The sequence below is a fragment of the Trinickia dinghuensis genome (genome assembly GCF_003367175.1).
Taxonomy (GTDB): domain Bacteria; phylum Pseudomonadota; class Gammaproteobacteria; order Burkholderiales; family Burkholderiaceae; genus Trinickia; species Trinickia dinghuensis.
Genome location: NZ_QRGA01000010.1, coordinates 240,876 through 267,799, shown reverse-complemented (window position 1 = coordinate 267,799; position 26,924 = coordinate 240,876). Strand labels below are relative to the sequence as shown.

24 protein-coding genes are annotated in these 26,924 nt (G+C 65.6%); 19 read left to right on the top strand and 5 right to left on the bottom strand.

Translation table 11 applies throughout. From position 1 onward, the window contains the following. The first annotated feature begins 116 nt into the window (after nucleotides 1-116). The 3 genes from lpdA (at nucleotide 117) to DWV00_RS19290 (ending at nucleotide 3,331) form a co-directional block, all read left to right on the top strand. Nucleotides 117-1,547, top strand: a complete 1,431-nt coding sequence (gene lpdA, locus DWV00_RS19300; protein ID WP_115535294.1) for a dihydrolipoyl dehydrogenase — start codon at nucleotides 117-119, stop codon at nucleotides 1,545-1,547. 175 nt (nucleotides 1,548-1,722) lie between these two features. Further along, on the top strand, nucleotides 1,723-2,820 hold the full coding sequence (gene zapE / locus DWV00_RS19295; protein ID WP_115535184.1) for a cell division protein ZapE: 1,098 nt from the start codon (nucleotides 1,723-1,725) through the stop codon (nucleotides 2,818-2,820). Nucleotides 2,821-2,920: 100 nt separating this feature from the next. Then, nucleotides 2,921-3,331, top strand: a complete 411-nt coding sequence (locus DWV00_RS19290) for a transposase (protein WP_115535183.1) — start codon at nucleotides 2,921-2,923, stop codon at nucleotides 3,329-3,331. A 56-nt stretch (nucleotides 3,332-3,387) separates the two neighbouring features. On the opposite strand, the gene DWV00_RS19285 is transcribed toward DWV00_RS19290, so the two are convergent. The 4 genes from DWV00_RS19285 to DWV00_RS19270 all read right to left on the bottom strand — a co-directional run bounded on the left by DWV00_RS19285 (nucleotide 3,388) and on the right by DWV00_RS19270 (nucleotide 8,834). Further along, nucleotides 3,388-3,819, bottom strand: coding sequence for a DUF2147 domain-containing protein (locus tag DWV00_RS19285; RefSeq protein WP_425452805.1), 432 nt, complete (start codon nucleotides 3,817-3,819; stop codon nucleotides 3,388-3,390). A gap of 284 nt (nucleotides 3,820-4,103) precedes the next feature. Continuing rightward, nucleotides 4,104-5,792 (bottom strand): ShlB/FhaC/HecB family hemolysin secretion/activation protein, encoded by a 1,689-nt coding sequence (locus tag DWV00_RS19280; RefSeq protein WP_115535181.1) that lies wholly within the window; start codon nucleotides 5,790-5,792, stop codon nucleotides 4,104-4,106. A gap of 147 nt (nucleotides 5,793-5,939) precedes the next feature. Beyond that, nucleotides 5,940-7,241 (bottom strand): collagen-like triple helix repeat-containing protein, encoded by a 1,302-nt coding sequence (locus tag DWV00_RS19275; protein ID WP_115535180.1) that lies wholly within the window; start codon nucleotides 7,239-7,241, stop codon nucleotides 5,940-5,942. Nucleotides 7,242-7,265: 24 nt separating this feature from the next. After that, entirely contained in the window at nucleotides 7,266-8,834 is a 1,569-nt protein-coding gene (locus tag DWV00_RS19270; protein ID WP_115535179.1) for a collagen-like triple helix repeat-containing protein, read from the bottom strand. A gap of 646 nt (nucleotides 8,835-9,480) precedes the next feature. Between DWV00_RS19270 and DWV00_RS19265 the strand changes: the two genes are divergently transcribed. The 15 genes from DWV00_RS19265 to DWV00_RS19195 all read left to right on the top strand — a co-directional run bounded on the left by DWV00_RS19265 (nucleotide 9,481) and on the right by DWV00_RS19195 (nucleotide 24,121). Beyond that, nucleotides 9,481-9,642: a Flp family type IVb pilin gene (locus tag DWV00_RS19265; RefSeq protein WP_115535293.1), complete on the top strand. Its 162-nt coding sequence runs from the start codon at nucleotides 9,481-9,483 to the stop codon at nucleotides 9,640-9,642. Between the two features lie 121 nt (nucleotides 9,643-9,763). Next, entirely contained in the window at nucleotides 9,764-10,276 is a 513-nt protein-coding gene (locus tag DWV00_RS19260) for an A24 family peptidase (RefSeq protein ID WP_115535178.1), read from the top strand. After that, nucleotides 10,273-10,740 (top strand): TadE/TadG family type IV pilus assembly protein, encoded by a 468-nt coding sequence (locus tag DWV00_RS19255; RefSeq protein ID WP_115535177.1) that lies wholly within the window; start codon nucleotides 10,273-10,275, stop codon nucleotides 10,738-10,740. Before DWV00_RS19260 ends, DWV00_RS19255 begins: the two co-directional genes overlap by 4 nt. Before the next feature lie 85 nt (nucleotides 10,741-10,825). Beyond that, on the top strand, nucleotides 10,826-11,752 hold the full coding sequence (gene cpaB / locus DWV00_RS19250) for a Flp pilus assembly protein CpaB (protein WP_115535292.1): 927 nt from the start codon (nucleotides 10,826-10,828) through the stop codon (nucleotides 11,750-11,752). 158 nt (nucleotides 11,753-11,910) lie between these two features. Further along, nucleotides 11,911-13,410 (top strand): type II and III secretion system protein family protein, encoded by a 1,500-nt coding sequence (locus DWV00_RS19245; protein ID WP_245964944.1) that lies wholly within the window; start codon nucleotides 11,911-11,913, stop codon nucleotides 13,408-13,410. Nucleotides 13,411-13,458: 48 nt separating this feature from the next. After that, a complete protein-coding gene (locus DWV00_RS19240) occupies nucleotides 13,459-14,757 on the top strand; it encodes a fimbrial protein (RefSeq protein WP_245964943.1) in 1,299 nt (432 codons plus the stop codon). Nucleotides 14,758-14,760: 3 nt separating this feature from the next. Then, nucleotides 14,761-16,092, top strand: coding sequence for a TadA family conjugal transfer-associated ATPase (locus DWV00_RS19235; protein ID WP_115535176.1), 1,332 nt, complete (start codon nucleotides 14,761-14,763; stop codon nucleotides 16,090-16,092). Nucleotides 16,093-16,099: 7 nt separating this feature from the next. Beyond that, the gene (locus tag DWV00_RS19230) at nucleotides 16,100-17,116 is read left to right on the top strand and encodes a type II secretion system F family protein (protein WP_115535175.1); all 1,017 of its coding nucleotides are present in this window, start codon (nucleotides 16,100-16,102) and stop codon (nucleotides 17,114-17,116) included. 2 nt (nucleotides 17,117-17,118) lie between these two features. Then, nucleotides 17,119-18,234 carry a type II secretion system F family protein gene (locus DWV00_RS19225; RefSeq protein ID WP_115535290.1) on the top strand — a complete coding sequence of 372 codons (1,116 nt, stop codon included), beginning with the start codon at nucleotides 17,119-17,121 and terminating at the stop codon, nucleotides 18,232-18,234. Between the two features lie 14 nt (nucleotides 18,235-18,248). Then, nucleotides 18,249-19,028 (top strand): tetratricopeptide repeat protein, encoded by a 780-nt coding sequence (locus tag DWV00_RS19220; RefSeq protein ID WP_245964942.1) that lies wholly within the window; start codon nucleotides 18,249-18,251, stop codon nucleotides 19,026-19,028. A 22-nt stretch (nucleotides 19,029-19,050) separates the two neighbouring features. Further along, the gene (locus tag DWV00_RS19215; RefSeq protein WP_342766994.1) at nucleotides 19,051-19,452 is read left to right on the top strand and encodes a DUF3613 domain-containing protein; all 402 of its coding nucleotides are present in this window, start codon (nucleotides 19,051-19,053) and stop codon (nucleotides 19,450-19,452) included. Nucleotides 19,453-19,579: 127 nt separating this feature from the next. After that, nucleotides 19,580-21,298 carry a TadG family pilus assembly protein gene (locus tag DWV00_RS19210; RefSeq protein WP_245964941.1) on the top strand — a complete coding sequence of 573 codons (1,719 nt, stop codon included), beginning with the start codon at nucleotides 19,580-19,582 and terminating at the stop codon, nucleotides 21,296-21,298. Nucleotides 21,299-21,348: 50 nt separating this feature from the next. Continuing rightward, nucleotides 21,349-22,740, top strand: coding sequence for a sigma 54-interacting transcriptional regulator (locus DWV00_RS19205; protein ID WP_115535174.1), 1,392 nt, complete (start codon nucleotides 21,349-21,351; stop codon nucleotides 22,738-22,740). Nucleotides 22,741-22,980: 240 nt separating this feature from the next. Beyond that, nucleotides 22,981-23,610, top strand: a complete 630-nt coding sequence (locus DWV00_RS19200) for a DUF2968 domain-containing protein (protein ID WP_342766993.1) — start codon at nucleotides 22,981-22,983, stop codon at nucleotides 23,608-23,610. A gap of 187 nt (nucleotides 23,611-23,797) precedes the next feature. Beyond that, nucleotides 23,798-24,121, top strand: coding sequence for an antibiotic biosynthesis monooxygenase family protein (locus DWV00_RS19195; RefSeq protein WP_115535172.1), 324 nt, complete (start codon nucleotides 23,798-23,800; stop codon nucleotides 24,119-24,121). Between the two features lie 103 nt (nucleotides 24,122-24,224). On the opposite strand, the gene hfq is transcribed toward DWV00_RS19195, so the two are convergent. Then, nucleotides 24,225-24,749 carry an RNA chaperone Hfq gene (hfq, locus tag DWV00_RS19190; RefSeq protein WP_115535171.1) on the bottom strand — a complete coding sequence of 175 codons (525 nt, stop codon included), beginning with the start codon at nucleotides 24,747-24,749 and terminating at the stop codon, nucleotides 24,225-24,227. Nucleotides 24,750-24,960: 211 nt separating this feature from the next. On the opposite strand from hfq, the gene DWV00_RS19185 reads away from it, so the two are divergent. Then, on the top strand, nucleotides 24,961-26,541 hold the full coding sequence (locus tag DWV00_RS19185) for an FAD-binding oxidoreductase (RefSeq protein WP_115535287.1): 1,581 nt from the start codon (nucleotides 24,961-24,963) through the stop codon (nucleotides 26,539-26,541). Nucleotides 26,542-26,924: the final 383 nt, after the last annotated feature.

The following is a 26,924-nucleotide window of genomic DNA, read 5'->3' as shown; positions in this document are numbered from 1 at the left end:
CGCTCGCTCGCCGATTGGCCGAGCGAGCGCCGCGTTTCACTCGCATTGACCGAAACCGCGGCGGCGCCGATCGCGCATCGTGCATCGCGCGCCGCCGCGCAATCAAAAGGATTGTCATGTCCAAAGAATTTGACGTCGTCGTGATCGGCGCGGGCCCGGGCGGCTACGTCGCCGCGATCCGTGCCGCGCAGCTCGGCAAGACCGTCGCCTGTATCGAAAAGTGGAAGAACCCGGCCGGCGCGCTCAAGCTCGGCGGTACGTGCCTGAACGTCGGCTGCATCCCGTCGAAGGCGCTGCTGGCCTCGTCGGAAGAATTCGAAAACGCGTCGCACCATCTTGAAGCCCACGGCATCAGCGTCGGCGATGTGAAGATGGACGTCACGAAGATGATGGCCCGCAAGGACGGCATCGTCGAGAAAATGACGGGCGGCATCGAATTCCTGTTCAAGAAGAACAAGATCACGTGGCTCCAGGGCCACGGCAAGTTCGTCGGCAAGAACGACGGCGGCGTGCAGATCGAAGTGAGCGGCGAAGGCGAGACTGAAGTCGTCACGGCGAAGAACGTCATCATCGCGACGGGCTCGAAGGCGCGTCACCTGCCGAACGTTCCGGTCGACAACAAGATCGTCGCCGACAACGAAGGCGCGCTCGCGTTCGAAGCGGTACCGAAGAAGCTCGCCGTCATCGGCGCGGGCGTGATCGGCCTCGAGCTCGGCTCGGTATGGCGCCGCCTGGGCTCCGACGTCACGGTGCTCGAAGCGCTGCCCGCGTTCCTCGGCGCGGCCGACGAAGCACTCGCCAAGGAAGCGGCGAAGCTCTTCAAGAAGCAAGGGCTCGACATCCATCTCGGCGTGAACATCGGCGAAGTGAAGACGTCGAAGGACGGCGTGTCGATCGCCTATACGGATAAGGACGGCAACGCGCAGACGCTCGAAGCCGACCGCCTGATCGTGTCGGTCGGCCGCGTGCCGAACACCGACAACCTGGGCCTCGAATCGATCGGCCTGAAGGCGAACGAGCGCGGCTTCGTCGACGTCGACGATCACTGCCGCACGAGCGTGCCGAACGTCTACGCGATCGGCGACGTCGTCCGTGGCCCGATGCTCGCGCACAAGGCCGAGGACGAAGCCGTGCTCGTCGCCGAAGTCATCGACGGGCAGAAGCCGCACATCGACTACAACTGCATTCCGTGGGTCATCTACACCGAACCCGAAATCGCATGGGTCGGCAAGACGGAGCAGCAGTTGAAGGCAGAGGGCCGCGAGATCAAGAAGGGGCAGTTCCCGTTCTCGATCAACGGCCGTGCGCTCGGCATCGCGAAGCCGGACGGCTTCGTCAAGATGATCGCCGATGCGAAGACGGACGAATTGCTCGGCGTGCACATCATCGCGGCGAACGCGTCGGACCTGATCGCCGAGGCGGTGGTGGCGATGGAGTTCAAGGCCGCGTCGGAAGATATCGGCCGCATCTGCCATCCGCACCCGTCGTTGTCCGAAGTGATGCGCGAAGCGGCGCTCGACGTCGACAAACGCTCGCTCAATAAGTAACGCGCTCGCGCACCGGTCGCAAGTCAACACCGGGCCGCTCCAAGCTTGCCTGCCCCCTTCGGGAATTCAAACGCAGCGAGCGCTAGGGGGCGCCGGTAGCGATCGGTAAGCGAGATGCCACGATGAAGGCGGGCAGGGCAGACCCCTCCCGCCTTCGTCTTTTTGTATCGGTACGATGAACGTCATCGAATACTACGAGCAGGAGCTCGTGACGCGCGGTTATACGTCGGACCCGGCACAGCGCGCCGCGGTCGACCGTTTGCAGCAATGCTACGAGGAGTGGGTCGCCTACAAGGCGCGGCGCTCCAATGCTTTGCGCAAGCTGATCGTCCATCCGCAATTGCCGCGTGGCGTCTACATGTGGGGCGGCGTGGGGCGCGGCAAGAGCTTCCTGATGGACAGTTTCTACGCCATCGTGCCCGTGCAGCGCAAGACACGCATCCACTTCCACGAATTCATGCGCGAAGTGCATCGCGTGCTCGAGGAACTGAAGGGGCAGGCGGATCCGCTCGACGAACTCGCGCGGCGGATGGCGAAGCGCTATCGCTTGATCTGTTTCGACGAGTTCCATGTCTCCGACATCGCGGACGCGATGATTCTGTATCGCCTGCTCGACCGGCTTTTCACGAACGGCGTGCAGTTCGTGATGACGTCGAACTACGATCCCGACACGCTCTATCCGGACGGCTTGCATCGCGACCGCCTGCTGCCCGCGATCGAACTCATCAAGTCCAAGCTCGACGTGTTGAACGTCGATGCGGGCATCGATTACCGCCAGCGCACGCTCGCGCAGGTCAACGTCTATCACACGCCGCTCGGGGCCGAGGCCGATCGCGCGCTGCGCTCGGCGTATGCGCAATTGGCCGCGGTGCCCGACGAAAGCCCGCTTCTGCGCATCGAAAAACGCGAACTGAAGGCACTGCGCCGCGCCGACGGCGTCGTCTGGTTCGATTTCGCCACGCTTTGCGGCGGGCCGCGTTCGCAAAACGACTATCTCGAATTGGCGACGCGTTTTCACACGGTGATTCTTTCGGACGTGCCGCAGATGTCGCCGCGCATGGCGTCGGAGGCGCGCCGCTTCACGTGGCTCGTCGACGTTTTCTACGACCACAAGGTCAAGCTCTTGATGTCGGCGGCGGTGCGCGCGGAAGACCTCTACGTCGAAGGGCCGATGGCGAACGAGTTCAGCCGGACGGTGTCGCGCCTCGTGGAAATGCAGTCGAAGGAGTACCTGGAAACGCCGCGCAGGATCGTCGACGCCACGTTGACGTAGCGTTTCGATGCCCGCCTGGTGCACTTTCGGACTATTCCGATAGGCACCGTGCGCGGCGGGGCATATCGTGCTTTTTCCTTTTTTGGAGAAGGAGGCGCGGATGACCCCCTATAGCGACATCACGGACCAACAATGGGAGCGCATCGTGCCGCTCTTTCCCGAACTCAGCCCGCGTGGGCGGGTGCGGGGGCGTCCCGTTACCGATACGCGCGCAGTGCTCAACGGCGTGCTGTGGGTCATTTACAGCAACGCGGCATGGGCTTCGATTCCCAAGCGCTACCCGGCCTATCAAACGTGTCACCGGCGGTTTTCGACGTGGTACGAGGCGGGCATTTTCAAGCAGGTGCTGACGCGTTTGTACGGCGAGGCCGGGTTGGCCTTATGCGACACGATCAAAGCGCGTATACGCGAGAAAAAGCCGGGGAAACCGCGTAAGCCGGCTCCGCCGCCTTTCGTCACGGTCGATTTGCCGAGGCTGACCTATCTCGCTTCGTTACGTCGCGCGGCGTAGCGCGCGGCACGGGCGCATTCGGCCGGCGTTTGCCGCCGGCCCGCCTCTTCTCTTCTTTAGTTCGTCGCTTGCGCCGAATCTTGACGGACCCACGTTTGAGAACGGCCTAGCAGCGAGAAGCCGATGTAGCCGCGCACGACGAGTTTCTGTCCGCCGTTCTCGAGGTGCATGTTGCACTTATAGATCTTGCCGTTCTCGGGATCGAGGATGTTGCCGCCATCCCATTTGTCGCCGTCCGGCTTCATGCTCTTGATGATCGTCATGCCGAGGATCGGCTGGTCCTTGCGCTCGTCGGTGCAGGCCGTGCAAAGCTTGCCCGGCTTGTCCTTCGGATCGAGGCCTTTGATTACCTTCCCGGAGAGCGTGCCGTCATCGCCTTGCGAGATTTGGACGAGCGCTTTCGGTTGATGCGTGCTGTCGTCGATCGTCTGCCATACGCCCACCGGCGTGTTGCTGCCTTGCGCGAATGCCGTTGTCGCGGCCGCCATCAGGACACCGGCCACCGTGGCACGTTTGACGGCGTTCCATGCGGTCGTCTTAGCGGAATGCGAGAAGTGCGTCATGTCTTCCTCCTGTTGATCAATCGTCTGTCGTTCGATGCGCTGCGGCGAATCGAATCGAATTGGATCGCTTCGCTTCGCGCATTCTGAGAATCCGGTCAGGATACGCGCGAAACGAGCGGCTCGATTGATAGTGGACCCTCTAATTCAAATGCGGGCGGAACGGCCCGGCGAGACGCCGGCGTGAGCGTCGGGCTTAGGCCATGCCGCACTCAATACAGCTGATACGAGAACGTCGCATTGAGCCGCGGGCTGCGCGACGGGCTTTCGATCGGGGCATCGCCCACGGCCTTCGCGATCGACAAATCGAGGCTGTAATGCTTGTTGTCGGTGACGCGAAAGCCGAGCGCCACCGAAGCGAGTTTGTCCGGCGGCGTCGTGCCCGTATGCAGATAGACGCGCGCCATATCGAATGCGACGTACGGCGTGAATGTTTGTAAGTAGTGCGAAGCAACGGCGATCGCGCGATTGATCTCGAACGACGCGCCGAAGCCCGAGTCGCCCGAGACTTCCCCGGGCTCGTAGCCGCGCGCGAAACGTTGGGCGCCGAAGGCGATCTGCTCGGACGTGGGCAGCGAATCCGCGCTGTATTGCCCGGTCATTGCAATCGCCGTGCCGATCTTGAAGGGCCAGTCGTTCGTCTGCGAGAAACTGGCCCCTGTCCGAACGAACGTCAGCGAAGCGGGATTCGTCTCGATCACACCGGGAATGTTCGTCTCGCCGGCCTTCGATGCGCCGAGCAGGTTGAACGCCTTTGCGACGTTCAAGCTTGCGCGGCGCGTTTGCCCGGGGCGCGTATCGGCGTAGTCGAGCTGCATCTGCACGACTCGCACCTGAGAGCGCAACGAAATCGTGGCGCCCGTCAGCGTGTTTTGATAGCTGTTCTCATCGTGCGACGCATACGCCGAAAGCGTGCCCAACAAGCTGCGTGCGTTGCTCAGATAGAGCGGGTAGGCCGCCGCCAGACCGAGCTTGTCGTTGACGACCGTGCGCTTGACGTAGGAGGGCAGGCCCGGATTGTCGACGGGATTGCCGTGATAGTGCGAAGCGTTGAGCTTGGCGACGAGGCCGTCGCTGCCGATCGGCACCGCGCCGTTCGCGGCGAAGTAGGTTTGATTGTCGCGGCCCTTGGGCACGAGCGTCGAGACGCTCAGGTCTTCGCCGAGCGAAGCGAGGCCGTTCTCCGTCACCGTCACGAGTCCTTGCACGCCCGGGTGATTGAAGTCGATGCCCGTCGCCACGTTGAACGCCTTGCGCTCCACGCTCAGATCGAGCGCCGTCGCGCCGTCCGTCGTCTGCGGCGGCTGCACCGTGGCCGCGATCTTAATGCCGGGCAGCAGTCCGAGCGCGTTGACGTAGCGCTCGAACGTGGCGCGTTTGAGCGGGCGTTCGCGACGAATGTGATCCGCGATTTCTCGGATCTTGCGCTCGGTGCGGCCTGGGTTGCCGGTGATCTTGACGCTCGATACGTAGCCTTCCACCACCGTGACGTGAACGACGCCGTCGGCGAACGTTTGCGCTGGAATGAAAGCGAACGAGAGCGCATAGCCGCGCGCTTGGTAAAGCCGTGTGACGTCGTTCGCGGCCGAGACGAGCTGGCCGATCGTGATGTCCTTGCCCACGAGCGGCGTGAAGTGCTGTGCGACTTGCGCGAACGGAATGGCTTTGACGCCGTCGATCTGCACTTTGCTCGGTGTCAGGTGCGTGCCGAGCAGCCGCTGCAACTGCTCGGTGTTCGACTGGATTTGCACGCTGACGCTCGGCGTGCGGCTGGGCGTTTGAATTCGAGGCAGCGCTTCGAGCGGATTGCCGCTCGCGGGCGGCCGTGTCTGTGCGAATACCGGGCTGGCCGTCGCGGCTGCGACGGCCAGCCAGAACCATTGGTTGGCATTCCTAATCATCTTATTATCCTCGTTGGCCGATTTTGGGCGGGCTCATGGCTGCCGCCTTTCTTTCATTCATCTATGTCGCGCCGCGCCGGCGCGAATATGACAGGGGCCTACACGCGGGCCGCTCGTTCGGCCCGCGCGTGCAGCCCGGTGCTTCACTCACGGCAGCTTGCCGATGAGCGGAAGGGCACCGCCGCTCGTCTGCGAACTCGCCGGCGTGGCCGCTCCGCCGACGGCGGTGCCGAGCGAGCCCAGGGCGCTCGTCAGCGGGGCGAGGGGGCTCGCTCCGCCACTGGCCGTGCCAAGCGCACTCGTCAGGGAGGAGACCGGGCTCGCGCTGCCGGTGGCCGTGCCAAGCGCGCTAGTCAGCGAGGACACCGGGCTGGCGCTTCCGCTGACCGTACCAAGCGCGCTCGTCAGCGGCGAAAGCGGGCTGCCGCCGCTTCCGCTCAGCGCGCCGGTCAGCGAAGAGAGCGGACCGCTTCCGGCGGATCCGCTCGATGCCGTACCGCCTTGCACGCTCGTCGTGGAACTGCCGACGAGGCTCGTGATGAGCCCGGGGATCGGTGCCGCGCCGTTCGGGCCGTTCGGGTTCACGAGGCCGCCTGCGTTCGTCACGGTGCTGCCGACGCCCGAGACGAGGGCGCCTGCGTCCGTGGCCAACGGGTTGCTCGAGGTGCCGGCCACTCGCGCCCCGGCGCTTTGCACGGCGCCGCCGACTTGGCCGAGCAGACCGGAGACGGGTTGACCGATGCCCGTCGTCGTGCCGACGTTTTGCGTTTGCTGGCCGAGCGTGATGACGAGCGGCGTAATAGCCGAGCTGAGCGGTTGCGTGACCTGCTGCACCGTGGGCGACGACAGCTGGGCTGCCGCTACTTGGCCTCCGGCGCTGACGCCGTTGGCGACGGTATCGAGTGCTCCGGCGAGCGGTGTCGTCACGGGCGCGAGCGGGGCGAGCGGGCCGGTGCCGACGGCGTCGACCGTTGCGGCGGCGCCCGCGATCACCCCGCTCGTCGCGCCGACCGTCGTGCCGAGTCCCGCAGCGGTCGTGCCGACGGGGTTCGGCGTCGATCCGGTTTGGCCAAGGCCGCTGCTCAGCGCGTTGGCCGCCGCGTTGAGGACGCCGCCCGTGGCCGATACGGTGCCGCCGGCGCCTTGCGTGATACCCGAGCCGACGCCGGGGACGGACGTCGAGGAAATGGTGTTGCCAAGGTCGCCGGCTGTCGAGCCGAGCGTCGTCACGGCGCCCGGTGTCGCGTTGGTCGTCGTCGTGGTAGTCGGCTGCGTCGGGGTTGGCGTCACGGTGCCGCCTGCCGCCGAGGAGGCGGCCGGCGGCGTCAGTTCGCTGCCGCCGCAGGCAGACAGCAGGTAGGCGACGGCAAAGGCCGTGAACGGCGCGCGCAGCGTCGTTGCATTCGTGCGTGCCGCTTGGATGATCGATCGATGTTGCTTCTTGGACATGATGTCCTCCTCGTGGTGAGTGCTTTATTTCTTCGCAAGCGAACCGGCGAGCCCGTTCGCGAGCGACGAAAGGCCTGTCAGCGGATTCGAGCCGGCGGTCGTGCCGGCGCTGCCGCCGGTGAGTGCGCCCGTGACCGTCGTGAGCAGCCCGGTGACCGGCGCGAGCGGGTTGGCGGCACTCGACGTGCCAGTGCTAGGCGCGCTGACGGCGCTCGTGACCGTGGATACGAGGCCCGTGACGGGAGCCAGCGGGCTCGTCGGGGAGCTGCCGCGGGTCGTTGCGCCGAGTCCGCCGGTGGCGGTCGATACGAGGCCTGTGACGGGAGCCAGCGGGCTCGCGGGCGTACTGCCGCCGGTCGCCGCACTGAGCGCGCCGGTGGCGGTCGATGCGAGGCCTGTGACGGGCGCCAGCGGATTGCTGCTCGAGACGCCGCCTGCCGTGCTTGCGAGTCCCGACAGCGCACCCGTGAGGGGGGCGAGCGGGTTGCCGCCGCTTGACGCGCTGCCGCCGGTGACGAGTCCGCCTGCCGATGTCGCGGCGGCGCCGCTCGACGTCAGCACGTTGCCGATTCCACTCGCGATGGGGTTACCGCCCGTGGAGGCGACCGTGCTGCCCGCCCGATTCAGGCCGCCGGCGACCGTGCCGAGCAGCCCCGCGAGCTGCGGGCCGGCGCCGGTCGTCGTGCCGACTGTCTGCGTCGTCGACCCGACCACCGACGTGATCGGCGTGATAGCCGAACTGAGCGGTTGCGTGACTTGCTGTACGGCGCCGCCGGCAAGCGTGCCGCCGAGTGTCGAGCCTGCGCCCGAGATCGCGTTGCCGAGCGTGCCGACCGCACTGCCGAGCGGCCCGGTCACCGGTGCGAGCGGGGAGAGCGGTCCGGTGGCGCCGACGCTCGTCACGACCGAGCCGGCGCTCGTCACGGCATTGCCGAGTTGACTGACCGCGGGGCCGGCGCTGACGAGGGTCGTGCCCACCGGATTGCTCGTCGCGCCGAGCTGGCCGAGGCCTTGAGACACACCGTTGCCGAGCGTCGAGACAGCCGCTCCGACGCTCTGTACTACGCCGCCGGCGGCCTGCGACGATTGCGGGTTCGTGCCGGGCAGCGTCTGGGCGCCGATCGTCGTGCCTAGGCTCGAGACGGTCGAGCCCGTCGTGCTGAGGACGTTGCCGCCGCCGCCGAGCGTTTGCCCGATGGCATTGGCCGTTACGGCGGGTGTGCTGCCGCCCCCGGTGGTCCCAGTTGATCCGGTGGCTCCAGTAGATCCCGTAGCTCCAGTAGATCCGGTGGCTCCAGTAGATCCGGTGGCTCCAGCCGATCCGGTGGCTCCAGCCGATCCGGTGGCTCCAGCCGATCCGGTGGCTCCAGCCGATCCGGTGGCTCCAGCCGATCCGGTCGCCCCGGTTGTTCCGGTGCCACTGCCGCTACCACTGCCGGATGCAATCGCGCCGCCCGTTCCGGCGCCCGCGCCGGATCCGAGCCCTTGGCTCAACGTGCCGGACCCGCCGCACGCAGTCAGTGAAACCATCGTTGCGGCCGCCACCGCGATCCACGTCTTGCCCAGTACCCCGTCGCGCATCTGCTTATTCATCGCTGTCCCTCGCATTTCGGTTTATCGGATTAGTTGCGGACGCAAGCTTTGCAATGGCTATGCCAAGGTCCCTTAGCAAGTCCTCTAATTGGGAGTTGTGTTGCGCAGAGTTGGGCGCGCATGCCGATCGCGCAAGGACTTGTCGAGACGATAGAGACGATCTCGGCGAGTAACGCAATGGCGAAGGAGTGGGCGATTGGGGCGCTGAGGATTGTCCCGGAAGCCGATGTAACGTAACGACCCAACGTTTTTGTTACCGAATCAGCCGTAACGTGATATTGATCGCCAGTGGCGGAAAATTAGTGGATATAATCTAAACCTATCGTAAGCCCTAAGTCGCAAGAGATCACAAGGCGCCTTCGATGAGGGTAGAGTCATCCTGTACGAAATGCATCGTCAACTCGGGTCGGCTATAAGAGAAAAAACAACGCCGATAGACACTGGAGGACGCTATCGATCGATCTTTGTCGGGGTCATCACTAAAACGTACTGCCTGAGTCGTATTTGCGGGCGAACGGCACATCAACCAAGCAACTTATGCAGGACATTGAGCCGGGCAACGAAGCGTGCTCCGGCTTTTCGTTGCATTGCGTTGCGTGCCGCCTGGCCATTTCTGCACGTCGTTCGTCGACTTTCCGAGGGCATCATGAACAAGCTCATCAAACGCTTTCTACGCGAAGACCGCGGCGTAACCGCGATCGAATATGCACTGATCGCCGGACTTATGGCGGCGGCTGTCGCCACTGCGATCACAGGCGTCACCGGGAAAATCACAGCGGTTTTCACCGCCGTGGTGAATTCCATGTGATGCAGCTTGTAACAAAGTATTAAATCATCCGCTTTCCTGTTTCATTTATAGCGTTTCGAGCGCTGATTGTTCCTGCAATCGGCGTGGCTTAATTCGGTCATTTTTGGCTCAAAAAACACGCATGCCGTTCGGAAGCGCCGTATTTACCGTTTGGGCTGTGCTCGTCGCTTGGAGCGACTGCCGCGATCGTCGCGTCGCCAATGGCCTCGTTGCCTTTGGTGCCGCGGCTGCGCTCGCTTGCGCCGCGATGCATGCGGCGCCGTTCGGCGTGGCGCCGATGCAGGCGGCCGTGGGCGCGCTCGTCGGCTTCGTGGCGTTGCTGCCGTTCTTTTTGCTCGGCGTCATGGGCGCGGCCGACGTGAAAGTGTTTGCGGTGCTCGGCGCCTGGTGCGGTGTGTCCGCGCTGCTGGGGCTGTGGATCGCGGCGACGATCGTGTCGGCGCTGCACGCGATCGCGCTGCTCGTCGCCGCCCGGGTGCGTTCGGGTGCCGGGGCGGCGGGTTGGTCGCCATGGCGCAACGGGCAGCCCACGTTCGCGATCGGGGCTCGCCGCGCCACGCCTTACGCGGCGTTGCTCGTCGGTGCGGCTTCGCTGCATTTGCTCGGACGTTCGCTGCAAGGAGCGATGCATTGAAGCGCTCGGGACGCCCGCCTCGCAAACGCGCGCGGTCCGCCGGCAACGCCGCCGTCGAATTCGCGCTCGTGTTTCCGCTGTTGTTCCTGGTGCTGTACGGCATCGTCACTTACAGCGTGCTGTTCGTCGCCCAGCAGAGCCTCACGCTGGCCGCGGAAGAGGGCGCGCGGGCGGCACTCAATTACCAGAGCGCGGCGAGCGTGGCCGGTGCGTTGTCCGCGCGCAGCAGCAATGCGTGCAACGTCGCGAATCAATCGGCGGGGTGGCTCGGCGCTTATGCGCAGTGTGCCGCTCAGGCACAGAACTGCAGCTACGACGGCGCGATGTCCTGCGTGCAGGTCACCTTGACCTACGACTACGCGGCTCATCCGATCGTGCCGACCCTGCCGCTTTTGAGTCTAGCTTTGCCGCAAACGTTATCGAGCGTCGCAACGGTGCAGCTCGATCCGGAGAACTTGCTGTGATTCGACGCGAGCGAGCTGCGTACGCGCGCGGCGGTATTGCGCCTGCCGGACCGAGTGTCCGTTCATGGCCGACGAGGATCGAAGCATGAAGCATCTGAACATGACGAAGATGGCCGCCGTCGCCCTGATCGCCGCGGCGCTGTTGCTTGGGTTCTACGCACTGGTCCTGAGCCGTCGCCCGGCGCCGGTGGCGCCCGTGGCGAAAGCGGTCGTTCCTGCCGCATCGTTCCCCGTCGTCGTCGCGACGCATCTGTTGCCCGCCGGCGCCGCGATCGCAAGCGGCGACCTGCGCGTCGTCATGCTGCCCGTGCGTCCGAGCGGCGCGTTCTCCGATACGTCGCTCGTCGCGCGGCGCGTGCCGCTGTCGGACATCGGCGCGAACGTGCCGGTGCTCGAAGCGCAGCTCTCGTCGGGCTTCGCCGAGCAGGTCGCGCCGGGCGAGCGTGCCGTCGCGATTCATGTCGACGACGCCAGCGCGGTCGGCAATCGCGTGCGGCCGGGCAACTTCGTCGACGTCTTCTTCACGCTCAAGCGGGACGCGGGCGGCATCGGACCGAATGCCGAGATCACGCGGTCGCAGACGCGCCTGCTGCTCTCGCGCGTGCGCGTGCTGGCTTTCGGCGGCACGGCCTCGGGGGCCGGCAATCCGTCGCAGTTCGGCGTGGGGGCGCGCACGGCAGTGCTGGCCGTGCCGATTGCCGACGTCGATCGGCTCGCCCTGGCCGATAGCGCGGGACACGTGTTGTTGGCCCTGCGCAATCCGCGCGACGAGGATGTGATCGATCCGAACGAACGGACAGCGCCGCAACGCGCCGTGCGCGCGAGCGTAGGCACGACCAACGGTGTTGCCGAAACCGCGTCGATGCAGGCGGCCGCCGGCATTTCGCTGCGGGAGCTGTCGGGAGGCGTCGAGCCTGCCCGTGCGCCCGCGCGCGTGCATGTCGAGCGCGCCTACGCCGGACCGAGCATCGAAGTGATACGAGGGGGGCGCGCGCAAACGCTCAGCGATTGAATCGGCGGTGGACGGTTGCGCAACGACGCGCGCGGCGACGGCAAGGGCAAGGATGACGATGTTGGTGTTGATGCGAGGACGGCTGCAGTGCTAGCCGCGGGCGGGATGGATTCGGTATCGAACATTAAAAAAGGCCTACGGCGAGGGCCATCTAAAACATGGCAAAAAAAGCGGCGAAGGTGAATTGGAGCGCGATGGCCTGCGCGTGGATCTGCGGCGTCGCGATCGCTTTGAGCGGCGCACCGAATGCGGCGCATGCGGCGAGCGACGGCAATCGAGTTCGTGACCAGGATCGGATATCGCCAGGAAAGGGGGCGATCGTCGTCTCCGTCGGCGAGCAGCGGCAGATCGCGCCGGGGCAGCGGCTCACGCGTGTCGCCGTCGGCGATCCGAATGTTGCGGACGTGCTCGTGATTCGCGACGGCAATGGGCGCGGCGGTGTGCTCATCGTCGGGAAGGCGCCGGGCAAGACGAATCTGATGCTGTGGGAACCCGGCCGCACCACGCCGCGAACGCTCGCGCTCGTGGTCGAGCCGGGTGCGGCCGCCGCGCTCGCCGATGAAGGGGCGCCGCGGGTCGAGACCTACGGCGGTGACGTCGTCGTTTCGGGAAAGACCCCGACGATGGAGACGCATCAACGCGGCGCGGATCTCGCGGCGATGGCGGCGAATGCCGTCAATGCGGGTGACCGCTCGAACGCACAGCATGGCGACGGCCGTGGCGGCGGCGCGCAACCCCGCGACGGCAAGCATGCCGGCGGCGATTCGGGTTCGATCGTCGACGAATCGACCGTGTCCACGCGCAGCGTCGTGCAAGTCGACGTGCGTGTCGTCGAGTTCAGCCGGACCGTGCTCAAGCAGGTCGGCTTGAACTTGTTCAAGCAGACCAACGGATTCTCGTTCGGCACCTTCGCGCCATCGGGCTTGAACTCGGTATCGGGCGCAGGCACGTCGAATTTTCAGGTCACGGCCAATACCCCGATCGCGTCGGCGTTCAACCTCGTGCTCAATTCGGCGAGCCGGGGCTTGTTTGCCGACTTGAGCCTAATGGAAAGCAACAACCTCGCGCGCGTGCTCGCCGAGCCGACGCTCGTCGCGCTGTCGGGGCAGAGCGCGAGCTTTCTCGCGGGCGGCGAGATTCCCGTGCCCGTGCCCCAGGCACTGGGCACGACGTCGATCCAGTACAAGCCTTACGGCGTCGGTCTCACGCTCACGCCCACCGTGCTCAGCCCACGGCGCATCGCGTTGAAGGTCGCCCCCGAGGCGAGCCAGCTCGATTTCCAGAACGCCGTGACGATCAACGGCGTGTCGGTTCCGGCGATCACGACGCGGCGGGCCGATACGACGGTCGAACTCGGCGACGGCGAAAGCTTCGTCATCGGCGGGCTCATCGATCGCGAGACGTTGTCGAACGTCAGCAAAGTGCCGCTGCTCGGCGATCTGCCCATCATCGGCACGTTCTTCAAGCAGTTGAACTACCAGCAGAACGACAAGGAACTCGTGATCGTCGTGACGCCGCACCTCGTCTCGCCGCTCGCGAAAGATGCGCCGCTGCCCTCGACGCCCGGCGAACAATCCGAGCAGCGCGACGGTCCCGTGTGGCGATCGTACTTGGGCGGTGCGCTTTCGCGCGATGCCGGCCCGGGGTTCTCGCAATGACACCGGCGAACACGCGGTGCGAGCCCATCGACCAGCGAGGCGAGCAGCATGAACGCGAGAGCGCAAACCTTGAGTGACCCAGAACGAGCGATCGTCGATTACTTCGTGTTCGCGTCGAGCCGCGATGCCCACGTTCGATGGCTGGCCGACGCGCTCGCGTCGACCGGTGCGGTCGAGCCGGTCGCACAGGAAGCGGGACCGCTGTCGCAGCGCATCGCTGCGCTGCGGCCCTCGCTCGTCTTCGTCGATTTCTCAGGACAACTCATCGATTCCGCGACGCGGGCCGTGCAAGCCGTGCGCACGCTTTCGCCACAGGTGCCCGTGATCGCCGTGGGAAAGCTGGCCGAACCGGAGGGCGCGATTGCCGCACTGCGTGCCGGTGTGCGCGATTTCGTGGATTTGGAGGGGGGCGCGCAAGAGGCAGCGCGCATCACGCGCGAAGCGCTCGAAAACGTCGCTCAGATCCCGGCACGCCACGGCCGGCTCACGGTGCTGCTCGGCGCGCGCGTGGGCGTGGGCGTGTCCACGCTCGCGGCGCATCTCGGCGTGCTCGCACAAAAGCGCGGATTGCCAGCGGGGCGGCAAGCGGCGCTCGTCGATCTCGGGCTGCCTGCTGGGGACGGCATGCTCTACCTCGACACGCGCAGCGAGTTCGATTTCGTCGAAGCGGTCCGCAATCTGCGCCGCTTCGATGAAACTTTCATCCATACGGCGCTCGCGCATCACGGGAGCGGCCTTGCGTTGACCACGCTCTCTCCGGATCTTTCGGCGCTGCGCACGGTGTCGTATGCCTCGGCCGTCGCACTGTTGACGCGCCTGCGCGCGTTCTTCGATCAGCAAATCGTCGACCTCGGCGGTTTTTCGAATCACGAGTTCATCGCGCAGGTGGCGCAGGCCGCCGACGAAGTGTGGCTCGTGTGCGATCCGGCGATCGCATCGGTCGTATCGGCCGTGGACTTGTTGCGCGAGTTGGCTACGGCGCAGTTCGATACCGGGCGCATCGGCATCGTCGTCACCAAATACGACGCGCGGCTCGGATTGACGGCCGAGCAGATCGCGGCGCGGCTGGCGCTGCCGCTCGTCGCGACGCTGCCGTCGCGGCGCGTGCCGCTCGCGCAAGCGGCCAATCAAGGCAAGCTGCTGGCGGACGTTGCCGAGCGCGATCCATACGTGCGCGCGGTCGACGCGCTCGCCCAGCGTATCGCGCCGAGCGATACGGATGGCGCGGCCGGTGCCGCCGGATACGGGGGCGAGCGAGCGGAGCACGCGGCGCCCACGCGATTCGAACGACTCGAGCGATTCAAGCGATTCAAACGATTCATTCACCTTCCACCGAAGCGGTCATAGACGATGGCAAACGAAATCGAATTTGCCGACGATGCCTCCTCGTTCGCGCATACGCAGCAGTTTCAGGACATCAAGAACGCGGCGCACGAGCATCTGCTCACGCGCATCGAAGAGCTCGGCGCGGAGTTTGGCCGATGGTCGCGCGCCGCGATCAATCAGTTCGTCGATCTGGAGATGGACAGCTTCGTGCGTCTGCGCCGCATCCCGATCAACGAGAGCGAAGTGCGGCTCATTGCCGAGGCGCTGACGAAAGAGCTGGCCGGGTTCGGGCCGATCGAGGATCTGCTCGGCGACCCCGCCGTCGAGGACATCCTCGTCAACGGTTACCGCGACGTCTACGTGTCGCGTCACGGCATCTTGACGAAGATGCCCGTGCGTTTCGCCGACAACGCGCACCTGCTGCGGATCGTTCGGCGCATCCTCGCGCCGATCGGCCGGCGCCTGGACGAGTCGAATCCGATGGTCGATGCTCGCCTGCCCGACGGCGGACGGGTCAACGTCGTCATCGAGCCGCTGTCGATCGACGGGCCGGTCGTCTCGATCCGAAAGTTTCGCAAGGATCCGCTGCGTCCCTCGGACCTGCTCGCGAACGGAACCTACAACGAAGAGATCGGCATGCTGCTCGAAGCGGCCGTGGCGGCGCGCTGCAACGTGCTCGTCTCGGGCGGAACGAGTTCGGGCAAGACGTCGTTGTTGAATGCGCTCGCGTTCCATATCCCCGAGCCGGAGCGCGTCGTCACGATCGAGGACACCGCCGAGCTGTCACTGAACCATCCGCATGTCGTCCGCCTCGAGAGCCGGCCCGGTGGCTTCGACGGCTCGGGGCTCGTCACGATTCGCGACCTGCTGCGCAATACGCTGCGGATGCGGCCCGATCGCATCATCGTCGGCGAAGTGCGCGGAGGGGAAGTGCTCGAAATGCTGCAAGCGATGAACACGGGGCATGATGGTTCGATGGGGACCGTGCATGCGAGTTCGCCGCGCGAGTGCCTTTATCGGCTCGAAATGCTGGCGGGCTTCGCGGGGTTTCAAGGCACGGAATCGAGCTTGCGGCGGCAGATCGCGAATGCGATCGACTTCATCGTGCAGATCGGCCGGCTCTCGAACGGGCGACGGCGCATCTTGTCGATCACCGAGGTCACGGGCTTGTCCGATACGATCATCGCGACGCAGGAACTCTATCGCTACGAGCCGCTCATCAATGCGGACGGGGAGGAGATCGATAACTGGACGTCGCTCGGCATCCATCCGCATTCGCCGAAACTAGCCCGGTTCAAGACCCTGCTCGGCGCCGGTTTCGACGACGGCTTCTCGCAAGGCGGGTTCCGTGCCTAGAGGCGTCATGCTCCTCGCGGCGCTCGCCTTGGTGTGCGTCGCGCTCGCGCTGCTGCTCTGGCAGCGAGGCGTGCGCGCGCAGCGCCGCGTCAGCACGCAGCGCTTCGTCGAGCGCCGCGTCGCCGCGCCGGGGTCAGCCGGTGGCCCTAAAGATGGCGCGGCGGCGCACGCTACGGGCGCGCGTCCCACGTCCGCGCCGGCTTCCGGAGCTACGCCGGCGCGCGCCGCCGGGGCATCGGCTTCGCCGGGTTCCGCCGAGCGCGCGGGGCCGGAGCGGCATTGGCATCTGCCGCAGGCGATCGAGCATATTGTCGTGCGTGCCGGGCTGTCCGGCGCCGGTACGCCGTTGACGATCGCGCTGGCGGCGCTCACGCTCGGCGTGGCGTGGCTCGGACTGCGCGTGGGCCTGGTGGCCGCCGGTGCCGCGCTCGTCGTTTCGGCGGTGGCGGTGAGCCTGTTCGTGACGGCGCGTTCGCAGCACCGCCGCTTGGCCATCGTCAGGCAACTGCCCACGTTTCTGGACGGCATCGTGCGCCTCGTCACGCTAGGCAACAGCGTGCCGGCCGCGTTTCAGGCGGCGCTGCAAACCACTGAAGCCCCCTTGCGCGAATGCCTCGACCACGTGTCGCGGATGATGCGCGCGGGCGTCGAGATCGATCGCGCGCTGGCCCATGTCGCGATCGTCTATCGAACGCGCGAATTCGATTTCGTCGGTGCGGTATTGCGGCTCTCGGTCAAATACGGCGGACGGGCCGACGTCATGCTCGAGCGCATGTCGACCTTCATGCGCGACGTCGAACAGGCGGAGCGGGAGCTTTCGGCGATGTCGGCCGAGACGCGGCTCTCGGCATGGGTGCTCGTCGCGTTGCCGCTCTTGATCGGCGGCTATCTGGTCGCGACGAATCCCTCGTATTTCACGACGATGTGGAGCGACATCGTCGGACGCCGGCTGATTTTCGTCTCGTTCGCGCTGCAGGCAGCGGGCGGCTATCTGCTTTATCGATTGACACGCTTGAGGACATGACGATGCAAATCGATCGGCTCATCGCGCTTGCGCTGGGACTCGGCGCGCTCGGATGCCTGCTGCTGGCCTACGAGGCGATCGGACGCATCGCGGCTGCCCGGCGTGGCGCGCGCACGCTCGCCAACGCGATCGATCGCAGGGCGACCGCGGCAGCGGCTGGGGCTGCGACGGCCACCGCCACCGCAGCGGCCGCTGCAGCCGGCGGCTTGGCCTCGACGGCCGCCGCGGCGCTGAGCGGGCCGGTGCCGCAAGCGCGCTACATGACGCCGCCCGGACCCGGACAGCGGCGCGAGAACGCCGCCTCGCAGACAGCCGCGAAACCGCCTTCGACGATGGCGGGCCGCCTGGCGGCTTGGCGCGCGCGCTGCGGCCGTGCGGGGACCCGCTGGCTCGATACGCCGCTCGGCAAGCAGGTGGTGGCGGCGGAAGACAGGCGCCTCATCGAGCAGTGCGGCTTTGTCGACGCCAACGCGCGCGGGTTCTTCCTTCTGTCGCGCGTCGCCTGCGCGTTCGTTGCGCCGCCGCTGGCAACCTGGCTCTGGGGCTCGCGCATTCCGGGCGCCTATCGTGCCGCTTTCGTCATCGCGGCGTTCGCGGTCGGCTTCATGGTGCCGAAGCTGCTGCTGGGACGGCGGGCCGCGATGCGTTGCGGCGCGGTGGCCGACGAAATGCCGGTGTTCGTCGATCTGCTGCGCTTGCTGCAAGGTGTCGGCCTCTCGCTCGATCAGAGCTTGCAGGTCACGATCAACGATTTCCGCGCGATGCTGCCCGTGCTCGCGAGCGAGCTCGAAATCGCGCAGCGCCAGTTCGCGGCGGGTCGCACGCGCGAGCAATCGCTGCAACGCCTGGCGACGAGTTTCGACAACGAGGATTTGCGCGCCGTCGTCCGCTTGATGATCCAGGTCGATCGACACGGCGGCGCGGTGCAAGAGCCGCTCAAGCAGTTCGGCGACCGCTTGCGCGAGACCCGGCGGGCGAGGTTGCGCGAAAAGATAGGACAACTGACGGTCAAGATGACGGGCGTGATGATCTTGACGCTGCTTCCCGCGCTCTTGATCGTCACAGCGGGGCCCGGTTTGCTGGCGGTCATCCGATCGCTGTCCGTGATACATCGATGATGGGGAAATGGCCGATGCGATATCGCCTTCGCACGCTTTGCGTACTCGCGCTTGCCTTGTCGTGCGGCGCATGCGCATTCAAGGAATCGGGCTATGGCGCAGGCGCGCAGGCCGAGCGCGCGGCGGCGCGGGCCACGGCCGAGAAAGCCCCGCAGCCCGATACCCCGGGCATGTACCTCGCGCTGATCGATCGGATGCAGCGGCAAGGGCTGTATTACGCGTCGCTGGCGCATATCGATGCGTACGAGAAGCAGTATGGCGCGACGCCCGATTCCACGTTGCTGCGCGCTCAGGCGTTGCGCGAAACCGGACAGCCTTCGGCAAGCGCGCAAGCCTACCGCGCGTTGCTGACCACGCCGCTCGCGGCGAGCGGCCGTCACGGGCTTGGTTTGCTGGCCGGCGCACGGGGAGATTTTGGCGAGGCGGCGCGCGAGTTGGCGCAAGCGGCGCAGCTTGCCCCGACCGATGCCGCCACGCTGTCGGACCTCGGCTATGCACGGCTGCGCGAAGGCGACATTGCGGGCGCCCGCGTGCCGCTGATGCAGGCGGCGGAACTTGATGCTCACAGCGCGCGGATTCAATCGAACATCGTGTTGCTTCTGCTGGCACAAGGGCATGCGAAGGAGGCCCGCGCGTTGATGGACGAACAGCAGTTCGCACCGGCGGTGCGGGCAGCCGTTCACGACGATGCCAAGAAAGTGGCGGCCGCCGCCCGCGCCTATAAGGCCGGCAGTGTGTCGCTGCGCGACTCTTGGGAGGCCATGGCGATTCCAGGGCGACTAACGAATGAATGACGAGATCGAACGGAGAGAGCGCGTGAATCGACATTGGACGATTGGCATTGGCCCCGTGTTGCGTTCCGGCATGGCCGTGGCGCTTGCCCTGGCCAGCACATGGGCGGCGTTCGATGTCCATGCGCAGACGAGTGCGGACTCCGCCGGTGCGAGCGCGAACGCGACGCCGTCTCGCGCGCGGGCGAGCGACATTGGCCGGGCAACCCGCACCTGGCTCGAACTGCAGCGGACGAACGCAGCCGCCGCGCCGGCTTTGCCGATGCCGGGAGCGCAAGCGACGCTGGCCTACGAGCGATATATGAACTCGTTCCGCAACAAGATTCCAGCGTCGTTCGGCTCGGCGTTATCGAGCGAAGGTGACACCTCGCGCTTCGGCTATACGGACACCGGGTCCGGGTCCACGCCGCCGCCGGGCGCGAACTGAGGCCTTGCCGATCGTGCCGCGTACTACGCCGCCTATCGCATGGAGCCGCCGCCCGCGCGTGGCCGCGGCGCCGGCCGCCTGTGTGCGCACGACGCGCCGCATGCCTGGGCGGATGCGGTCGATACCGATGTCGAAGCCGAGATTTTCCCTCCAGCGCGGCTCGGTCGCCCCGATCGTGGCTTTGTTCATGACGGTCTTGATCGCGGCACTCGGCGCGCTCGACGTCGGCAACGCGTTCTTTGCGCGCCGCTCGCTCCAGCGCACGGCTGATCTTGCGGCCTTGGCGGCGGCGCAGCGGATGGACGACGCCTGCGCTCAGCCGGCCGTTACCGCCAACGCGAACGCCGCGGCCAACGGCTTCGCACCCGATGCGGCGGGCCAATCGTTGTCGGTGGTTTGCGGCCGATGGGATACGAGCGCGAATGCGGGGCCCAGCTATTTCGTCGCGACGAATACGGCTACACCGCTCAATGCCGTGCAAGTGACGGCGACGCGCACCGTGCCTTACTTCTTCCTGGGCCCGGCGCGGCAACTCAGCGCGGTCGCCACGGCTCAAGCGACGAACCTGGGTGCATTCACGGTCGGTACGACGCTCGCGCAGGTTCAAGGCGGCCTCGTGGGCGGGCTGCTGAATGCGTTGCTCGGCGCGAACCTCAATCTTTCGGTTGCGTCCTACCAATCGTTGGCGAATGCACGTGTCCGTGTGCGCGATGTGACGGCGGCGGCCGGCGTGGGCACCGTCGCGCAGTTATTGGCGACGCAGGTGAATGTCGGACAGTTGGCGAGCTTGATGGTCACGGCGTTGTCTTCGACGTCGATTGCCGACGCGAACTTGCAGACCGATGTGGCCACGCTGCAGGCGATCGCAAACGGCGCCGGCGCCGCTTCCGTGTCGTTTCCGCTGGGCGACGGGCAGGGTGGCCACGGTGTGATGGCGCTCGACGTGGCCGACGATCAAAGCGCGCTCGACGCGACCGTCAGCCCGTTCGATGCGCTACTGGTCGCGGCCGAGATCGCGAATACCGGGCAGTCCCCGGTCAACCTCGCCACGGGGCTCCAGATTGCCGGCTTCAGTACGGCGCTGCAGGTGCAGATCATCGCGCCGCCGGTACTTGCCGTCGGCGAAGCGGGCATCGATCCGGTAAAGCAGCGCTGGCGCACGCAAGCGAGCACGGCCCAAGTGCGTTTGTACCTCGACGTTTCGCTCGGGACGCCGTCGTTGCCGGTCATCGGCAATGTCGGCTTGAATTTGCCGCTCTCGCTCGAGGCCGCGCCCGGCACCGCCTGGCTACAGGCGACGAACTGCGCGCCGACACAAGCGGCGAGCACGTCGACGATCGGCGTGCAGCCCGGTTTGGCGAACGTGTGCTTGGGCGACCCCCCCGCGAATTTATCGGCTTCGCAGCCGTTCGGCTGTTCGACGCCGGCGACGCTCATCAACGTTGCCAACGTCGTCACCGTGACCGCGAACGCCGCGCTGCCGGCCGTGGTGCCGCCATCGTCGGCCGCGACGTTGACATTCGACGGCGTGCCGCCGACCGGCGACGATTATCAAAGCGCCAACTCCAACGCCGTCGGCGGTGTGCTCGCGAACGCGTTTTCGGGCCTTGCCGCTTCGCTGTCGCAGCCGAACGCCTTGAACGTCACGCTGCTGGGCGGCGTCCCGCTGCCCGTCGGTTCGCTCGTGAGTGCGCTGCTGACTGTCCTTTCGCCCGCGCTCGATCAGTTGCTGACGGGGATCGACCTGGCCATCGATCCGCTGTTGCAACTGCTCGGCGTGCAATTGGGCGTGGCGACGGTTCACAACCTCGCGCTGACTTGCGGGGCTTCGCAGTTGGTCTACTGATTTTGCCGATCCGATTCGACCGGATCGGATGTTTAGGATGCCTAATAAAGATGAGAACCGCCCATACGATCGAGGAACTGGATATCTATGTCTGGGAGGGCAAGGCCGACATCGTCGAGCGCGTCGTGCGCTGCATGTCGAGCTTCGACGTCGACGTGATCCGCGCCGACGACATGACGAGCACGCCCGAGCGCAACGCGGCGCGCGCGTCGCTGGCCGTGATCAGCGTGAGCGTCATCGACGGCGGCAGCGGCAGGCTGCGCGATTGGCAGACGCATACCGGCATGCCGGTGATCTGGGTCGGCGCATTGCCGCGCGAGCGCGACCCGGCCATGTATGCGCCCGAGTACTCGCATGTGCTGCCGCTCGACTTCACCTGTGCCGAGTTGCGCGGCATGGTGGCGAAGCTGCTCACGCAACTGCGTGCCCATACGGCGGACGCGCTGGAACCGACGGCGCTTGTGGCTCATGCCGAATGCATGCAGGCGCTGCTGCACGAGGTCGACACGTTCGCCGATTGCGACACGAGCGTGCTCATTCGCGGCGAGACGGGCGTGGGTAAGGAGCGCGTGGCGCAACTGCTGCATGAAAAGCATGCGCGCTATCGTCACGGCCCGTTCGTTCCTGTCAACTGCGGGGCGATTCCGGACGGCCTGTTCGAATCGCTGTTTTTCGGGCATGCGAAAGGGTCGTTTACGGGCGCGGTCGGCGCGCACAAGGGCTATTTCGAGCAGGCGGACGGCGGCACGCTGTTTCTCGACGAGATCGGCGATCTGCCGCTTTACCAGCAGGTGAAGCTGCTGCGCGTGCTCGAGGATTCGGCGGTGACGCGGATCGGATCGGCCGCGTCCGTAAAGGTCGATTTTCGGCTGGTGGCCGCGACGAACAAGGACTTGCCGCAGCTCGTCAAGGACGGCGCGTTCCGTGCCGACCTCTATTACCGGCTGGCCGTGATCGAGCTGCGCATCCCGTCGCTCGAGGAGCGGGGTGCTGTCGACAAGATCGCGATCTTCAAGGCGTTCATCGCTTCGGTGGTCGGCGCGGAGCGGCTCGCGAGCCTGCCCGAGATCCCTTACTGGCTTGCCGATGCCGTTGCCGATACCTATTTTCCCGGCAACGTGCGGGAGTTGCGCAACCTAGCCGAGCGGATCGGGGTGACCGTGCGGCAGATCGGCGCCTGGGACGCCGCCCGCTTGCGCCGACTGATCGCGCATGCCCGCAACACCCAGCCGGCACCCAGCGAGAGTGCCGCCGAACCCATCGTCGACCGCAGCAAATGGGACATGGGCGAACGCACGCGCGTGCTGGCCGCGCTGACATCGAATGCATGGCGGCGGCAGGATACAGCACAATTTCTCGGAATTAGCCGCAAAGTATTGTGGGAAAAGATGCGCAAGTACCAGATATTCGACGAGGAGCCCGAAACGCGAGAAAGTGAGTGATAATGTCGCGCTTGAGTCAAGTTGTCTCAAAAGTAGAACTATTCCATGCAGGAAACGACAATGAGCCACTATTCGCGTATGCGGGGGACCGCGCTTGCAGCGCTTATCGCAATCGGGGGATTGGGTATTGAAGGTTGTGCCACGGCGCAGTCTGCCGCGGACGGCCGCGCAAACGTTGCACCTGCGGCCACGGTTGCATCAGCGCCTGCCGTAGCGGCTGCGCCGGCGGCATCGGCGCCTGTGTCGACCCCGGTCGCGTCATCGGAATCGACGCCAACGTCGACGGCGATGGCGTCGGCATCGACGGCCGACGAAGCGGCCGATTCCCAGGGCGACGTTGTGCAATTGCAACGGCTGATGCACGACAACGAGCTCTCGGAACTGCGCACGGCCTACAACGGCACGTACGGTGCGAGCCTGCTGCTGCACGGAAAGGACATGACGTATTACGCCGTGCTCTTTCAGCAGAAGAATTTCTGGCGCGTGATCAAGACGACGAACGAGGACTACGCGGAAAGCGTCTACGCCGACTTCGTGCGGCGCAGCTCGCAGCTCGCCGATGTCGAGATCAAGCGCACGGTGCTGGCTGCCCAGAAGGTTTATACGGAAGCGCAGCTTGCCAAGGCGCAGGCGCGGGCCGATCGTCTGCAAGCGGATCTCGACGTCGCACGCAAGCAGCAAGCGTTGGTCGCGACGCGCCAGAAGGAGGCGCGCGACGAAGCCGCTTCGCTGCAGACGCAGAAGGTGGCGGCGCAGGAGCAGTTGGACGCGATGCAGCAACAGATTCATCTGCTGCAGCGTGAGACGGAGCAGGGCTTGCCGTCCACGTATTCGCACTCGCATAAGCGTTCGCGCCATCGCAAGCAGTGATGCGCTCGGGGCATCGATCGAGCGTGGCGCTCAGTCGATGCTTCGATGATTCGGTCCGCTTCGGCGTCATATCGAAACCGCCCGCTGATGATCGGGCTCGGACTCGCCTTGCCGGCAGTTTCGCCTCATTTCGACCGGCTCGCGGGCGCATCGCGCGCGCCCAATCACCAACAGCAAGGAGATTCGAATGTCGATTGCGGAAACAGGGGCAACCCCGTATTACGCAGTGATCTTCACGTCGACCCGCACGGAGGGGGACAACGGCTACGGGGAGATGAGCGAACTGATGGAGGCGGCCGCGCGTAAGCAACCGGGCTTTCTCGGCGTCGAATCGGCGCGCGAGGAGATCGGCATCACGGTGTCGTACTGGCGCGATCTAGAATCGATCGCAGCTTGGAAGGCCGACGCGACGCACATGATCGCGCAGAAGACGGGCCGTGAAAAATGGTATGAACAATACGTGACGCGCGTCTGCAAAGTCGAGCGCGACTACACGTTCAAGCGGGATTAGGCGAAAGTCACGCGCAAGCAAAACGCCGGTCAAAGCCAAAACGCTGCCGCTGCCGGTTTTCCCGGCGAGCAGCGGCGCTCGATCGGTGCTTCCTTACCTTTCCTTACTCGTCGCGGTTATTCCCGTTCGTATCGTTGGAGTTGGACGGGCCGTTCTGCATCGTGCTGAAAGGGCGGCGGCGGCGCGTGACCACCACGGGCCCGTCGGACGAACGACCTTCGGACGAACGATGTTCGGGCGCCGACGACGGCGATGAGCCGTAGCCCTCGCGCGGCTCCCTCGGTTCACGCGGCTCGCGGAACTCGCGCGGGCCCGATCCTTCACGCGGGCCATGGCGCTCGCCTCGATCGCCACGGTCCCCACGATCACCGCGGTCTCCATACCCACCGGTGCGCGGGCCGCGCGGGCCGGGGCGCATGCCGGTATCGAGCTGGATCGTCGAAATGGCGCGTTTGTAGATGCCTTGCAGGCCGACAGGCGTGCGCAGCATAACGAGATACTGATCGAACGACTCGATGCACCCCGTCAGGCGGATGCCGTTGACGAGATAGATTTCGACGCGCTTGCGCTCTTTGCGCGCGGCGTTCATGAAGTCGTTCTGCGGATGCGATTCGGACGGATTCGGCATTGCTGGTACAGCAGCGCGGGCTGCTCCACGGTTGGTTGGTGGCTGCGCGACTCAATACGCGCATGGTTGGGCGGGATTTTACCCCGTGCGCGGGATGAGCGTATCGATTTGGCGAAGATCGCCCGTATCTGCGCGCCGCGAAGTCGTATTTCGACGATGTTTCGCGCGATGCCTATCATTAATGAAGAAAATTCAAGCGGATGGGAATCGAATGGCGAACGTGCGTCCTCCGAACGTGTCCGAACCGCGCTTTTTGAGCGCGCTGCGCGAATTGTCGTCGGTTGTCGGCGCGTCGAACGTGCTGACGTCGGACGATCGGCTGCGCGACTACGCCGATCCGTTCACGCCGCAGCCTCAGGCGCGACACTTCGCCGCGTCGGCGGTGGTGTTGCCCGCGACGGCCGGCGAAATTCGCGAAGTGCTGAAAATCGCGCGGGCGTATCGTCTGCCGCTTTGGCCCGTTTCCACGGGGCGGAACTTCGCCTATGGCGGCGGGGCGCCTCGGCTGACGGGCTCGGTCGTGCTCGATTTGAAGCGGATGAACCGGATCCTCGAAGTCGATGAAACATTGGCCTACGCGGTGGTGGAGCCGGGCGTGACTTATTTCGACCTTCATGCGTACTTGCGCCGGCACGGCTTGAAGCTGTGGGTCGACCCGGCCGCCGCGGGGTGGGGCAGTGTCGTCGGCAACACGCTCGAGCGCGGTTTCGGTTATACGGCCTACGGCGATCATGCGGCGCATCAGTGCGGGATGGAGGTCATGCTGGCCGACGGCGAACTCGTGCGCACCGGAATGGGCGCGATCGAGATCGGGCGCGCCTGGCAACTCTACAAAGCCGGATTCGGACCGTCCTACGACACGATGTTCATGCAGTCGAACTTCGGGATCGTCACGAAGCTGGGGCTATGGCTGATGCCGCGGCCGGACGCGTACGTGATTGCACATGTGAAGCTGCCCGGCGAAGGCGACTTGGAAGCGGCGGTTGAAACGTTGCGGCCGCTCAGGCTCGACGAAACAATCCGTAACCATGCCGTGATCGAGGGGGCGATACGTCACGCGGCGGGCGTATCGGCGCGCAGCGACTGGTACGACGGAGCCGGTCCGATGCCGGAATCGGCGGTTGCGGAGATCGTGAGACGGCTCGATATCGGGCGTTGGAACGTCCACTTCGCGGTTTACGGAGCGCCCGATCTCGTCGACCTGCGCTTTGCCGCCGCTCGGCGTGCGTTCGCGCGTCTGCCGGGTGCGCGGATCGAGGCGAACCGGTATGCGGCCGATGCCGAGCCGGCCGGCGGCGGCGAAGGCAACATGGCCGGTGTTCCCGCGATGAGCGCGTTTCGGATGCTCGATTGGCGGGGCGGCAACGGGGCACATGTCGATTTTTCGCCCATCTGCCCATTCACCGGGCGCGATGCGATGCGTCAATATTCGGTCGCTAAGGCGCGCCTGGCCGAGTACGGCTTCGATTATTACGGCGGATTTACGGCTGGCGAGCGGCATCTACATCACATCGTCGCGACGATCTTCGATCGAGACGATCCGAAGCAGACCGACGCGGCGGCGGATTTGCAGCGCGTGCTGATGAGCGACGCGCGCTCGGAAGGGTACGGCGTCTATCGGACGCATCTGGCGACGATGGATTTCGCTGCTTCTCAGTACGATTTCAACGATGGGGCGCTGCTTCGGATGTCGGAGACGATCAAGGACGCGCTCGATCCCGAGGGGATTTTGGCGCCGGGGAAGTCGGGGATTTGGCCGCGCGTTTGGCGCGATAAGCGCGGGGATATTTGAGGACGGCGGACGGCACGTTCGGCACGGAGATCGACTATGGATCGGCGGACTTTCATGAGTACCAGCGTGGCGGTGGCAGGTTGCGCTGCGGTGCCGTGGCTGAGTTGCTATGGGAGGCCGAGCATTCCTACCGTCCGCGCGCGTGCGCTCGTTCTCTATGATTCGTCGCTGTCGGCAAGCCGAGGGCTCCTGGCGAATTCAAGAGAAGAGGGCACCTATACCTATGCCATGGAAGCCGGCGCGGACATTGGCACCCTGTGGCACGCGCGGTTGCGCGAGTGGGCCGGAACGATCGGGGGTGTGCTGCGTCCGTCGGATTGTTTCGTTCTGCGGAATCTTTCGATCGCAGAGCGCCGTGCGTTTCATTCGGCGACGGTTGGCCC

What these genes read in the sequence shown, in the direction of transcription:
- DWV00_RS19225 (WP_115535290.1), top strand. Translation starts at nt 17,119, where the DNA reads ATGCAAATCGATCGGCTCATCGCGCTTGCGCTGGGACTCGGCGCGCTC.
- DWV00_RS19230 (WP_115535175.1), top strand. Translation starts at nt 16,100, where the DNA reads ATGCTCCTCGCGGCGCTCGCCTTGGTGTGCGTCGCGCTCGCGCTGCTG.
- DWV00_RS19290 (WP_115535183.1), top strand. Translation starts at nt 2,921, where the DNA reads ATGACCCCCTATAGCGACATCACGGACCAACAATGGGAGCGCATCGTG.
- zapE (WP_115535184.1), top strand. Translation starts at nt 1,723, where the DNA reads ATGAACGTCATCGAATACTACGAGCAGGAGCTCGTGACGCGCGGTTAT.
- DWV00_RS19285 (WP_425452805.1), bottom strand. Translation starts at nt 3,819, where the DNA reads ATGGCGGCCGCGACAACGGCATTCGCGCAAGGCAGCAACACGCCGGTG.
- DWV00_RS19220 (WP_245964942.1), top strand. Translation starts at nt 18,249, where the DNA reads ATGCGATATCGCCTTCGCACGCTTTGCGTACTCGCGCTTGCCTTGTCG.
- hfq (WP_115535171.1), bottom strand. Translation starts at nt 24,749, where the DNA reads ATGCCGAATCCGTCCGAATCGCATCCGCAGAACGACTTCATGAACGCC.
- DWV00_RS19245 (WP_245964944.1), top strand. Translation starts at nt 11,911, where the DNA reads ATGGCAAAAAAAGCGGCGAAGGTGAATTGGAGCGCGATGGCCTGCGCG.
- lpdA (WP_115535294.1), top strand. Translation starts at nt 117, where the DNA reads ATGTCCAAAGAATTTGACGTCGTCGTGATCGGCGCGGGCCCGGGCGGC.
- DWV00_RS19240 (WP_245964943.1), top strand. Translation starts at nt 13,459, where the DNA reads ATGAACGCGAGAGCGCAAACCTTGAGTGACCCAGAACGAGCGATCGTC.
- DWV00_RS19185 (WP_115535287.1), top strand. Translation starts at nt 24,961, where the DNA reads ATGGCGAACGTGCGTCCTCCGAACGTGTCCGAACCGCGCTTTTTGAGC.
- DWV00_RS19275 (WP_115535180.1), bottom strand. Translation starts at nt 7,241, where the DNA reads ATGTCCAAGAAGCAACATCGATCGATCATCCAAGCGGCACGCACGAAT.
- DWV00_RS19270 (WP_115535179.1), bottom strand. Translation starts at nt 8,834, where the DNA reads ATGAATAAGCAGATGCGCGACGGGGTACTGGGCAAGACGTGGATCGCG.
- DWV00_RS19260 (WP_115535178.1), top strand. Translation starts at nt 9,764, where the DNA reads ATGCCGTTCGGAAGCGCCGTATTTACCGTTTGGGCTGTGCTCGTCGCT.
- DWV00_RS19195 (WP_115535172.1), top strand. Translation starts at nt 23,798, where the DNA reads ATGTCGATTGCGGAAACAGGGGCAACCCCGTATTACGCAGTGATCTTC.
- DWV00_RS19280 (WP_115535181.1), bottom strand. Translation starts at nt 5,792, where the DNA reads ATGATTAGGAATGCCAACCAATGGTTCTGGCTGGCCGTCGCAGCCGCG.
- cpaB (WP_115535292.1), top strand. Translation starts at nt 10,826, where the DNA reads ATGAAGCATCTGAACATGACGAAGATGGCCGCCGTCGCCCTGATCGCC.
- DWV00_RS19235 (WP_115535176.1), top strand. Translation starts at nt 14,761, where the DNA reads ATGGCAAACGAAATCGAATTTGCCGACGATGCCTCCTCGTTCGCGCAT.
- DWV00_RS19265 (WP_115535293.1), top strand. Translation starts at nt 9,481, where the DNA reads ATGAACAAGCTCATCAAACGCTTTCTACGCGAAGACCGCGGCGTAACC.
- DWV00_RS19205 (WP_115535174.1), top strand. Translation starts at nt 21,349, where the DNA reads ATGAGAACCGCCCATACGATCGAGGAACTGGATATCTATGTCTGGGAG.
- DWV00_RS19210 (WP_245964941.1), top strand. Translation starts at nt 19,580, where the DNA reads ATGTCGAAGCCGAGATTTTCCCTCCAGCGCGGCTCGGTCGCCCCGATC.